At 69.6% G+C, this 12,542-nt stretch carries 6 protein-coding genes and 2 pseudogenes; 7 read left to right on the top strand and 1 reads right to left on the bottom strand.

Translation table 11 applies throughout. From position 1 onward, the window contains the following. Positions 1-192 precede the first annotated feature (192 nt). Positions 193-6,663: a hypothetical protein gene (locus tag ACZ6Q9_RS33920; protein ID WP_396831381.1), complete on the top strand. Its 6,471-nt coding sequence runs from the start codon at positions 193-195 to the stop codon at positions 6,661-6,663. 66 nt (positions 6,664-6,729) lie between these two features. After that, positions 6,730-6,813: pseudogene (locus ACZ6Q9_RS33915) on the top strand (IS5 family transposase); the annotation flags it as partial. Positions 6,814-7,002: 189 nt separating this feature from the next. Here the strand turns inward: ACZ6Q9_RS33915 and ACZ6Q9_RS33910 are convergent. Then, positions 7,003-7,125, bottom strand: a pseudogene (locus ACZ6Q9_RS33910) (transposase); the annotation flags it as partial. Positions 7,126-7,333: 208 nt separating this feature from the next. On the opposite strand from ACZ6Q9_RS33910, the gene ACZ6Q9_RS33905 reads away from it, so the two are divergent. From ACZ6Q9_RS33905 to ACZ6Q9_RS33885, 5 genes are all read left to right on the top strand, one after another. Continuing rightward, a complete protein-coding gene (locus ACZ6Q9_RS33905) occupies positions 7,334-10,141 on the top strand; it encodes an ATP-binding protein (RefSeq protein WP_396831382.1) in 2,808 nt (935 codons plus the stop codon). Positions 10,142-10,818: 677 nt separating this feature from the next. After that, on the top strand, positions 10,819-11,175 hold the full coding sequence (locus ACZ6Q9_RS33900) for a DDE-type integrase/transposase/recombinase (protein WP_393459261.1): 357 nt from the start codon (positions 10,819-10,821) through the stop codon (positions 11,173-11,175). A 119-nt stretch (positions 11,176-11,294) separates the two neighbouring features. Further along, on the top strand, positions 11,295-11,633 hold the full coding sequence (locus ACZ6Q9_RS33895) for a WhiB family transcriptional regulator (RefSeq protein WP_396831385.1): 339 nt from the start codon (positions 11,295-11,297) through the stop codon (positions 11,631-11,633). Further along, a complete protein-coding gene (locus ACZ6Q9_RS33890) occupies positions 11,630-12,244 on the top strand; it encodes a GNAT family N-acetyltransferase (protein ID WP_393459276.1) in 615 nt (204 codons plus the stop codon). Before ACZ6Q9_RS33895 ends, ACZ6Q9_RS33890 begins: the two co-directional genes overlap by 4 nt. 11 nt (positions 12,245-12,255) lie before the next feature. Next, on the top strand, positions 12,256-12,542 hold a 287-nt coding region (locus tag ACZ6Q9_RS33885; RefSeq protein ID WP_393271172.1), incomplete at its 3' end, for a hypothetical protein.

The raw sequence follows: 12,542 nt of genomic DNA, 5'->3' as shown, positions 1-12,542 counted from the left end.
GACTGGGAGATCAGCGAGTTTCTGGCGGTGAAGGAGCCGTTCGTGGCTCCCACGTTGGCGCGGCCGGTTGAGTCGTCCGGGTCAGAGCCGTCCGGCTCGGAGTCGGAGTTTGAGTCTGAGTCTTTGGACCTGTCGCCCGGTTCGTTGCCTGGTCGGCCGGCGGCGATGGAATGGGGCCCCCAAGCCGGCTCCGTGGATGGCCCGGTCGACGCCGTGGATCTGGCCGGTGTGGACGGGGGTAGCGGCCCCGCGTCACCCGCGACGGGCAGCAGCATTGACGGCAAGGGCGGCGACGTGGAGGCGACGCCGGTCGGGAACCCGCCGGAGGTCGAACGGCTGACCCGGGAACTGGCCAGCATCCGGGACACGACCGCTGCCGTCGAGAGTGACCTCGCCGCAGCGCGGAGCGAGCTGTCCACCGCTCGGGAGGCCCTGGCGCGCCAGGTCGACGCCCGCGCGGCCGTGCCACCGGCGCGCGTGACGCAGACCCCGACCAGCGCCGATGAGACCCCGACCAACGGCGGTGAGACGCCTGCCAGCGGTAATGCCGCGCAAGCGGTGGAGCGTGCGGCGTGGGAGCGGCTCACCAGGGCCCAGGACCGGGTCGCTGAGCTGGAACGGCAGCGCGGAACAGTGGAACGGCGCGGGCACCAGTTGCTGGGGCGGGCCGTGCGGGTGGCTGACCGGAGGCGACAGGCGCTGGAGCAGGACGCCGCCACCCGGGAGGCGGACTGGCGGACGGCGGTACAGCAGTGGACGGACGGCCTACAGGGGTTGCGGGCCGGCGGGGCAGCGGCGGCGGACCGCGCGGCGGAGCGGATCCGGCAGCGGGACGCGGCGCGGGAGGCTGCCGAGCAGCTCGCGGCCCAGCGGGCCGATGAGCGGGAGGTGGCCCGGCAGGAGGCAGCTACCCGGGCGGCGCAGCGCCTGGTGGCGAGCCAGGAGGTACGCGAGCGGGCGGCGGCACGCGAACAGGCCCGGAGAGACGAGCAGGAGCGGTGGGACACGTGGCAGGGCGTACAGCGGGCGCTGGCGGTCCGGAAGGCAGTACGCGATGCCGCGCAGGCAGAGGCCGACCGGCAGGAGCAACGGCGCCAGGAGCAGGAGGCGCAGGCCGCGGCGGATGAGGCGCAGCGACAGCTGGCGGACCAGGACCCCGGGCAGCAGCACCTGGCGGCGGAGCGGGAGCAGCAACGGCGCGCGGCCGCCGCGGCAGCGCAATGGCGCGCCCGGGAGCGCGAGCTGGCCGCGGAGGCGGCGAAGGTCCGGCAGGACGAGCAGCGCGCCGACGACCAGTTGGCCGAGCAGGCGCAGCGGCGGTGGGAGGAGGGCCGGCAGGAAGCCGAACTGGCGGAGGCCGAACGGGTACGGGCGGACGAGGACGCGCGGCGGCAGGAGGACGAGCGGCAGCGGGCCGACCTGCGGGCGGTCGAGGAGGAACGCGAGCGCGTCGAGGCGGAGCGGCGGGACGCCGACAACGCGGAGCGGCAGGCGGAGACGTGGCGTCAGGCCGAGCTGGCGGACGCGGTCGACGCGGCGGCGCGTACGGCGGAACGGACCCGGTTGGAGCGGAACGTCGCACGCTCCCAGGGGCGGCTCGACCGCGCCCGGAATGCGGCGTCCGATGCGCGTACGGTCTGGGAGCGTGCGGTCGAGGAGCGGGATCAGGCCAACGCAACTGGGGCGGCGGCCAAGGGGAAGGCCAGGGAGCCCGAGCCGGCAACGCCGTGGTACTTCGCCGACGGTGCCCTCGGTGAGCTGACCGTCTCGGCGGTGCGGCACCTGACGCCGCAGCAGGTGACGGAGACCGTTGCACAGTTGATGGACGACCTGCCGTCAGGGTGGTCGACCGGGGCAGCCGACGACATCGAGATGGGCACGACCGACCGGCTGGACCTGGGCACCGCCACCCAGGAGGCGGCCATCCGCGCGCGGGTGTCGGCGGCGCTGCACACGCTGCTGACGGCACCGGACCAGCGGGACCCCCGTGCCGTCGAGGAACACCGTGAGCGCTGGGAGCAGGCGTTGTTCTCCGGAGAGACGCTCAGTGCGGGCGGCCGGCTGGTGTGGATCCGTCCCGTGCCGCACGATCCGCGACCGGCACCCGCCGGGAATGCCAGGGGCCCGCGGGTGTTCGGAGTCTCCTTCGGTTCGACCAAGGTCGGCAACGGCACGTCCGTGTCCAGCGGACGGAAGTCCGACGGTGGACTGGAGGAAACCTTCGACATCTCGACCGGGCGAGCGTCCAGGTTGATCGCGGGCATCCCCACGCTGTCGATCAAGGGCGATCGCCAACACGCGATGTCCCAGGAGACCCGGGTCATCTGGGGCCGGAAGATGTTCGTGACCGCCTCGACGTCGTTCACCAGCGGGGTGTCGTTCCAGGTCTTCGTGAACGGCGTCGAGTGGGGACGGCCGTCGGTGCCGGCCGAGAACGGCCTCCTCGACATCTCCCTGCCGACCCTGTACGCCAACGGCAGCGCCGCGCCGAACCGGGCAGCCCAGCTCGCGCCGTCGCCACCCGAGCCGCCGACGCGGTCGACGCCGCAGGCCCGCGACGTGCTCAACGCGATCGACCTGACCCCACTCGTGACCGGCTGGCACCAGGTATTGGCGGCCGCCCTGCCGGCCGACACCGCGGCTGGCGTCGCCGCGAAGGTCACCCGCCAACTGCTCAACGAGCGGACGACCCGCAACCGTAGCCGGTGGATGCTGTCGAACGGGGACATGACGGACACGATCGACGAGCGGCTCACGGTCGGCAGGTTCCGCGGCTACGTCGCCACGAGGGCGGTCATGCGGGAGTTGCAGCTGGTGGAGATCACCGAGGGCGTCACGGTACGGGACGACCTCGGGGTGATCGCGACCTCCGGGGAGGAGGTGTCGGGTACGAGCGGCACCGGCCTCGCGGCGGACGCGGCGCTTCTCGGACTGACCCACGCGGCGACCGACCCGAGTGGCCGGGAGGAGGCCGCCGACAGGGTGACCGGCGCCTTCTCGTTCGGCTTCGGCGGCGAGTCCGAACGCGAGTCCGCGCTGGAGGTGGGCGGCAAGGTCCTGAACCACACGGTGCTGAACCGTAAGGAAGACCAGGCTCGTTACCGGGTGGTGTTCGACGTCACGTTGACCACGTATGGCGATTCTTCGGTGGTACCGGTGACCCGGCAGGTGGCCGGGGAGCTGGGCGTGCCGTTGAGCGAGGCGCAGCAGTTCGAGCGCAGCGTCTTCGGGGCGGTCTTCACCCCTGAATTCGGTGGGCCGGGCACCGGACGACCGCGGGCGCTGATCACGCCGGCCGTCGCGGCCCCCCCACCGGCTCCGGCGCCGGCAGGCGACATCGGCAACTGGTTGTCGCCGCCGCTGCCCTGGGCGCCGCAGGCGCGGCATTCCTACGTGCCTCCCGCTGGCCCGGCCCCCCGGGAGCCGCTGGCGCTGGCCATGCGGCGCGGCCAGGGGCTGGGGATCGCGGCGAACATGCCCGGGGCAGAACAGGTCGCCGACCTGGTGCAGTCGGTGCTGCGACAGAAGTCGGGGCGCGCCGATATCGGCGCCGTGGCGCGCCGCACCATCCTGGCGAAGGTGGGTCGGGCCGCGATGGAGGCCGATCCGACGCGGACGCAGGCCGGAAAGAAGTTCACCGTGCGGGTCGGCCGCGAGCGGTACCAGGTCATGGTGACCGAGCACCGGAGGGAACTGCTGGACAGTCCGGAATACCCGATGACGGTCAATGCCCGCGCGTTGACCGGAGCCACCACGTCGGGTTCCCGGTCGACCGAGGGCAGCCTCAGCGGCCGGTGGGGTGGCCGGGTGTCGGGCAGCAGCCAGCAGTCCGACCAGAACGAGCAGGCGCCGGAGAACGGGACGGAACACCAGGGGAGGGTGTTCTTCCCGCGGCTCGGCGTCACGGCGGAGCACGCACGAGCAAGCGAGCACGAGCTCAGCCAGGTGGTACAGGAGTACCGCCGGACCGAGACCGTCGGAGACGTCGTCGACCATCGCTACCGCACGGTGTTCGAGGTCATGATCCGCGAGCAGACGGACAGCGGCTGGGGACCCCGCGAGACCTGGTTGATCGGTGCTGGAAGTGGCGGCGAGGTGGCGACCCACATCGCGGTACCGGTCGAGCATGTGCCGCGTGATCCGCGCACCGGCGAGGAGCGGGCCATTACGCCGGCGCAGCTCGACGGCGCGGGCGTGACCCGCCCGAACCCGCGACCCGAGGCCGCGTGGGCACCGGTTGACCGACCGCCGCACCTGCCGTTGGACGTCCAGGGCAGCGCCGGGTTGTATGCGGCCTTCCGGCACGTACCCGAGCTGCCGGCCACCGCGGCGCGGCTGTACCAGCAGTTGAACGGTCTCTCCGACGAGTGGTTCAACGAGCCGATGAACTGGCCCGACGCGATCTTCGATCTCGGTGCCAGCACGGAACTGGCCGGTGGGTTCCCGGAGGCGGTCGAGGAGCACGGGTGGGAGCTGCAACTGCCCGGCCACGACGGGTACCAGCAGGTCATCCGGGTCCGGGAGCGGTTCTTCGCGGCGGGTCTGGAATACCAGTACAGCAGCGACGGCATCGACAGCGCGAACGGTGTCGAACTCGAGCAGTACCGGCAGTCGGCGATCAGTCACGCCGCCGGGACGAGCAACGAGCTCAGCTTCGGCGGCAAGGCCGGTGTCGGGGGTCAGTATCTCAACCACGCAACGACCGCGAAGAAGGGCGATTCGGACAGCGGCGACTCGGACAAGGCCCACGAGCGCGGCCGTGTCGGCGGCGGCCTGTACGTCGAGGGTGGGGTTTCGTTCGGCGGCTCGGACGGCAAGGACTACGGCGCCATCGACATCACCCGGGCCACCTACAACGACGTCGTCCACGCCTATCACGGCCGGGTGGTCTTCGAGGTCACCGCCCTGCGCACCAAGGACGGCGAGACCACGGCCACCGCTCCCCTCTATCTGGACGTCGACGACGCGGTGGATCTCCTGGCGACCGATCGTGCGGCCGAGGATCTGGGGCTGGACCGTCCCCGGACACCGGCGCCGGACTCGGCGTCATCGCGCGAGATCATCGACCCTGAGCTGTTGCCCGCCGTGGGGCACCCCGAGCGGTTGCGGGCCAACGCCGTGCTGGACACGATCCTGCAGCGGTTGCGACAGCGTGGCCTGTTCGCCTCCGGCGAGGGCATCCCCGACCACCTGCGGCGCGCGCTGGTGAAACGGTTCTCCTCCCGCAACCTGGAGCCGCAGTACCTTCCGCTGTCCGGCCAGGGCGTGTACGGCTGGTTCCCGGTGCCCACGCCCTACCACACCACGCAATACCTGTGGGTGCGGGTCAGCGCCACCCCGTCCGCCGCGCCGTCGAGCGACCGCCCGCGGGAGCAGGTCAGCCTCACCCTGCGTGGCGAGACGCACGACGCCCAGTCCAACACGGACACCTCCGGATGGTCGTGGGGTGGGGAGGTCACCTTCTCCGGCCGTGGCGCGTGGAACGATCAGGGCAGGGTCCTCGGCGGGCATGGTGACTACGGGCATGAGACCTCGGAGTCCAGTGAACGCGGCATGCAGTCCGAGTCCAAGGACATCTTCCGGACCGGACCCAAGAAGTCGCACGAGTTCGAGTACCCGTTGGACTTCACCATCGAGATGACGCTGACGACGGAGCTGCCCCAAGCGGTCACGATCATGCTTGATTCAGCGCGCAACGTGCTGTTCGGTGGCGCCTGGCTCGCCGGCCTGTGGCAGCCGAACCTGGAACGGTCGGTCCGCGACCTCTGGCACAACCTCCCCGGGATCGGCTGGCAGGAGCAGATTCAGGTCGCTGGGGACGTCCGGCTCATCGTGCCGCGGTACCTGACCCGGCCGACGGCCGAACAGCCGGGGAGTTGGCAGGGGCTGGGTCCGGCTCCGGCCCCGGCCCTGACCGGCGCCGGCCGGCCGGTACCTCGATGGGTGGAGTCCGGCCCCACCCCGCCTCGGTTGCACAACGACCTGAACAACGACCTGATCAATGACCGCAACGTCCATCCGTGGCGGCTGAACCGGGCGGCCCGGGAATTCGAACGCTGGGCGGCGCTGACCACCCAACCGCCACGGCTGCGTCAGGGCCTGGACCTGAGCACCGACGGCGCCTGGAGAGTGCCTGGCGTGCACGATGGCAGCGATTTCGACCGCTTGATGGCGCACCACGCGTCCGAGATGATGCTGCGATCTCGCATCGAGCCGCTGCTCGAACACCGCTACCAGGTTCCGGGCGCCGGCATCACTCTCGGGCTGAACATCCGGCGGGCAGAGATCTATGTCGACAAGGATGGCCGACCGCTGGCCTTCGAGCAGAAGGCCCGGCGATACCAGCAGAACGAGGCGGGCCCGATCAACAAGGGCGACTCGTCCTCGGGCTGGGAGTTCTCGTTCGGCCCGCAGGGTGGCGCTCCCGCCGGCATCAAGAAGCTCGGCTGGAACGGCGACGGCCTCGGTGTCGATCGCGAGGACGGCGAAGCCCACGCGGCCGAGATGAGCGAGGTCAACGAGCGCAACGTGGAGGCGAAGCGGACGTTCCATCAGTACCGCTATGACGTCACGGCTGTCATCTACGGTCCACACGGCATCCTGCTCGTGGACGTGGAGCGGGGCCTCTACGTCATGCGCGAGCAGGCGCCGACGTACCGGTGACCACCACCCGTCGCCCCGGCCGGTCGGGTGGATCCTTTAGAGGGCCTCTTTGATCGCGGCGTGGACGTGCAGCGGCGTGGATATCGGTCGGACTTGTCGGATGAGCGGTGGGCGTTGATCGAGCCGGTGCTGACCGCGTGGCGGGCGGCCCACGGCGCCCGCGTGGGTGTCGATGTGGAGGTGGTGCCCCGCCGCAGCCGCACCGGGTTTCACGTGCTGCATATCTTCCCTATGCAGGATCAGATGCCCTCTTGGGATCTCGTTCGCCCGCCGCAGCTCGGCGACTTCCTTGCGCAGCCGCCGGTTCTCCTCGGCCATCTCGCTGGTGGGCCGGTCGTGACGCTCACCGGCGTCGGGCTCGGCCTGACGGATCCAGCTCCGCAACGCCTCGTGATGCACGCCCAGCTGCTCGGCCAGGCGCCGGATGACCGGCTTCGGGTCCGAATCGAGGTACAAGCGCACAACGCGCTGGCGTAGCTCATCGGGGTACTTCTTTGGTTGGCTCGGACGACTTCCTCCCCACGGCCATCAGATGATCAAAAAGCTCCATGAAGCGGGGGTGGCTCAGGTTCGGGTACGAACGGTGGCATGTTCGTGTCCGGCCGGATACCGCCTGCAACTGCAATGGTTGCGAACGGCCGCCCATAGCCGCTCTGCGTACGATGCCGTAATGAGTGGCGATGAGGTCATCGGGCGCGGGGCGGAGCTCGATGTTCTGCGCGGTGTTGTCCGTGACGCTGCCGAGGGTCGCGGCGGAGGGGTTTGGATCGAAGGCGAGCCCGGGATCGGCAAATCCGCGGTGCTCAACGCCGGGCTTGCGCATGCACGTTTCCTAGGCATGCGCGTCTTCCACGGGACGGCCGACAGCCTGACCCAGTTGTTTGCGCTGCAGGTGATAGCAGAGTGTCTTGACCTCGGTGGGCACACGGTTGACGAATATCGGTCGGAGATCGCGGAGCTGTTGGCAGGGCGCGGCTCCGGGACAGACGCGGTGCTGGCAGCGAGCGAGCGAGTGCTCGCGTTGATCGACCGTGAGGCCACTCACGCACCGGTGGTGCTGGCCATCGACGATCTCCAGTGGGCTGATGTCGCCAGCCTCGGGGTGTGGCGCAGATTGACGAGCATCGCTAGTCAGGCGCCCCTCGTGCTCATCAGCGCGTGCCGCCCCGTTCCCTGGCGTGAGGAGGTAGACCGCCTACGTGATGTCGTGATCGATCGGCTGGCCGCGCCGTTGATCCGACTCGACGAGCTGGCACCACCTGACGTGACCACGATGGTCACCGCGCTGCTGTCCGCGTCGCCGGGGCCGGAATTGACCGAGGCGCTGGCCAAGGCTGGGGGGAACCCGTTGTACGTGCGGGAGATGCTCAATGCCCTCGTTCGGGACGGGCAGGTGCATGTATCCCGCGATGTCGCTGAGCTCGACTCTCCGAAGGGCGAGCCGCCGGCGTCGGTGGCGGCCGCCATCAGCCGGAGACTGGACTTCCTTCCTCGGCCGACGCGAGCAATCTTGCGCAGCTGTGCCCTACTCGGAACCCATTTCTCGATGAACGACCTCGCGTTGGTGTCGAACCGCTCCGTCCCCGCCCTGGTCGATGCGGTGAGCGAAGCCGTGGAGGCTGGCGTGCTCGCCGACTCCAACGCCGGGCTGTCGTTTCGTCATCCGCTCATAGCCGAGGTGCTGAAGAAGGAAACGCCAGCGGCGGTTCGCGACGGTATGCACGGCCATGCGGCCAAGGTCCTCGCGGAAGCGGGCGCCCCATGGGATCGGGTCGCGAGACACCTCCTGGCCACGTCGGAAAGGCCCGAAGGATGGATGCTGGATTGGCTGGCCGACCTGCCCGCGGCCGCGTTGTACGCGGCACCCCTGATCGCCGCGGATCTCCTCCGGCGAGCGCTGACGGCTGTCCACCCTGGTGACCCGCGGCGTGATGTCTACCTCGCCCGGCTTACCACCGTGCTCCGGTTGCAGCATCGTCTGGACGACCTCGTGGCTCTGGGCACGGAGGCCCTTCGAACCGTGTCGGACCCAGCCCTTGTCGGGGAAGTGGCGTGGAACCTGGCGCGGGGATTCGGTATGTCCGGTCAATCTGAGCGGGACTGGTCCCTCATCTCGGAGGTGCTAGATCGACCTGACCTGGTGCCGCCGTGGCGCAGCCGACTGCGTGCCCTGCTCGCCTCCGATCTTCTCTTCAGCGACAAACGGGAGGACGGGAGGGTCCATGCCCAGTTGGCGATCAGCGAGGGGGAGGCCTGCGACGACCCAGTCTCGGTCGGGTGGGCGTTGGTGGCCCTGATGGTTGACGCGCCTGGCTACAGCGAGGCGCTGGAGCTCGCCGAGCGCGGTCTTTCCGTGGTTGTCGGGGGCGACATGGAGTCGATGGATGTTCGGCTTCTCCTCATGGTCAACCGGGTGGCGCTGCTCACCAACCTCTACCGGTACGGGGAGTTCGCCACGGCGCTGTCGGCCACGTCGGCGCTCGCCGAGAGCGCTGGTGCGACCACACGTCTCCTTCAAACGCAGCTTGTCGCGGCCGAGCAGTTTCTGCACACGGGTGATTGGGACCAGTCGCTCCTGTATGTGGACGCGATGGGCGACGTCGGGCACATTCAGAATCTGCTGCGGGTGCGTGGGGCGGCGGCATTGATCCATGCGCGGCGGGGGCAGCGAGAGGAGGCCGAGGCCTATCTGGCCTCGGTGGCGCACGTCCAGTACACGAGCGGAGTGCTGCGCCTGAACGCCCAGTCGTTGATCGAGGCGCAGGCACTGCTGGTTGAGGCCGACGGTGATCTCCCTGCGGCGGTGGCGCTGATGGCCCCGTGGCTGGAGGAGCAGTACTCCCAGCGCACCCAATACAGTCGTTGGGAGACACTGATGGAGTTCGTGCGGCTGGCCCTGGCCGCCGACCGCACCGATCTCGCCGCAGCGGCTGCCCGGGCCGCCGACCTGGATGCCAAAAGCAGCGAGGCGCCACAGGTTGTGGCGGCAGCAAACGTCTGCCAGGCACTTGTGTCGAATGATCCGCAGCCACTGCTGGCGGCGGCGGAGTATTTCGACAGCATCCATGCGCTGCCACGGGTGGCGTTCGCGCTGCAGGAGGCCGCCGTCCGGTTGGGGCACCGAGGCGACCTGTCGGAAGCCAGGTCCGCGTTCGCTCGGGCCGTGACGATCTACCAGGAGTTGGGCGCCTGGCCGGACCTACGTCGGCTGGAGTCCAGGCTGCGCCAGTTTGGCGTACGCCGGGGATCTCGATCGACTCACCGCAAGGTCACCACGGGTTGGGAGGCGCTGACGCCGGCCGAGCGCGAGGTGGCCCGCCGGCTGGTGCAGGGGTTGTCCAATCCGGAGATCGCCCAGCGGCTGGTGCTGTCGCGGCGCACCGTGGAGACGCACGTCGCCCACATCTTGAGGAAGCTCAACGTCCGCAACCGAGTGGAGATCGCACGCGAGGCCCAAAAGCAGCTCGCTCAGATCTAGTCGATGTTGGCTGTTCCAGACGCCGACAAGATGCAAACCCCAGCACGGCGAGCAACTTGACTCAGACCAGTCCGGATGAGAGGTGTCCGGCCCCAGCGCTGCACCGGTGACCAGCAGGCCACCAGCGCCGACCGGATGAGTGGATGGGCACCCGTGCGGTGGTAATGACGGCACCGATCGATTCGCGGCGCCGCAGCCTTCGGGGACTGAACCAGTCCACGGTCAGCACCGCTCCGATGCCAATACGAATTAGCATGGCGGGTTCGGCGGACTTCGACCGGTGTCTTGGCCGGCGGTGCCGGATGCCGGTGGTCAGCTGGCGTTGGGTGCGGGACGATGACAACGACCAGGCGCAGGCAGGCGCGAATCGGGGCATTTGTTCTCGGCGAATTCGAGGTCGCGGCGTGGGACGGAAGGGCCGCGAGGGAGGAAGGTTGTGCCGGTTGCCTCCGGCACAACCCGCCCGTTCCACCCGCCGCCGCAGCCCCTCTGGCAGTACGTCAACGAGGTTCACGACGTAGCTACGGATGCACCTGACTCCTGGTTCACAACGGGCGCGACGTGCCCTCGACGCGCCATCTCCTGGCCGCTACCACCAGGGATCGCCAATCAGCCGTCGTCGGCCGCCTCGAAGGCCAGGTCGAACAGGTCGTCGACGGGCGGCGGGTTCGTGAGATGTGCAGGCCGATCAGGGGTACGCCTCGGACAAACGCCCTGTCAAGCCGTCCCTGCCCAGGTCTTTCGTCGTCACTCGGTATTACGAGCGGCGATCTTGCGTCAAACACCGCGACCGGGCCGAACCGACTCTGGGTCGCCGATGCCACCGCATCCCGTGCGGTGAAGGCGTGTTCTGGTTGGCCGCGGTCCGCGACGCCTTCTCCCGCCGGATCGTCGGGTGGAAGACCTCCGACCGCTGCGACACCGACCTCATCCTCGCCGCCCTCGAATACGGGATCTGGTCCCGCGATGTCCGCGACGGCCAGTTCATCCACCACAGCGACCGCGGGTCGAACGGATTCAACGGGCCCGTGTGAGTGCGCTTCTGCGCGTCGATGTAGCCCCCGCGCGATGATCACCGCCTCCGTCGAACCCGGGGCGCTTCAAGGATCGATCTGAACTGACCCCCGGGCTGGTCCTGCCCGTATTGGGGAGTATGACGGCACTACAAATCACGAAGCCCCACCAGTCGTGGTGGGAGCAAGCCGAATGCAGGGGGCTGGACCCGTCGTGGTTCGAGTCCCGCCTGATGTGGCAGAAAGCCGTGCAACGCTGCATCGTCTGCCCCGTACGCGATCAATGCCTCGATGACGCCATTCACTTTGGTGACGTCGGCGTGGTCCGTGGCGCGTCCTGGTTCACCGGCAGCAGGCGTGACCGGCAGGTCCTGTCGCTGGTCTGTGAGGCGTGCGGCAGCCGCCCGGTGGCCTTCACCCGGTCGACGGTCAGCCGCCACTGCCCGACCTGTCGGAGGTACCGGTGCCAGATGCGATGAGGGACGTCCTGGTCATGTGGACGCCTGAGCAGTTCGCCATCCGGGCGGACGAGGCCGTCGATGTTCTTGCCGAGGCGATGGGCTATGGCCCGGCGATGCGGGAAGGCAGCCGTCGGCAGTTGATCGAACACCTGACGATGCCCGGGTTCCGGGCGGTGGCCGTTCTGGGGCCGCTGGCCGACATCGTCGGGTTCGGCTACGGCTATCGGTGTCGGCCCGGCCAGTGGTGGCGGGACTGGGTGGCCGATGCGATGCCGGTCGTCGCCGATCGCAGGCGGTGGCTCGACGACGCCTTCGTCGTGTCGGAGCTTCAGGTCCGCCCGGCCTGCCAGGGCAGAGGGCTGGGTGAGGCAATGCTGCGGGGCATGCTGTCATCGGCCGGGTCGCGGACGGTGGTGCTGTCGACGGCGGAGACGACCGAGGGGCGGTCGCGGGCGTGGCGGCTGTATCGGCGGATGGGATTCCGTGACCTGCGCCGCGGGCTGCGCTATCCCGGCGACCCGCTACCGTACGCCGTCCTCGGCCGCGATCTGCCGTGGCGGGACGGTTCGGTGGGGGCGCACGGGGGATCGCGGTGCGTGGCCGGCAGTGAGGAGGTGACGCAATGCTGAGGTACCGGACCGTGCTGCTCGCCGAAGCTCTGTTCGCGTCGGCGCTACAGCCGTCGCGGCATCCCGATCGCCAGCAGGTGCGCCGGGCAATCGCTGGCGAGCTCGTGCGCCGCCGGGTCGCCGGCTGCGTAGCCGAGGTCGCGTACGAGTTCGGTGAGCATCCGGAAGAAGCCGCAGAGCGCATGCGGTGGGCGCTGCGGACAGTTGCCGACTGCGGTGATTGGGGTTACGCGCGGCTGGCGGTGCTCCGCGGCCGTGTACCGCGCGGTCGATCATCGACAGAAACCCTTCGTATCAA

The sequence above is a fragment of the Micromonospora sp. NPDC049139 genome (genome assembly GCF_055586845.1).
The sequence above is the reverse complement of the archived record's forward strand: the minus strand, read 5'-3'. Positions and strand labels throughout refer to the sequence as shown.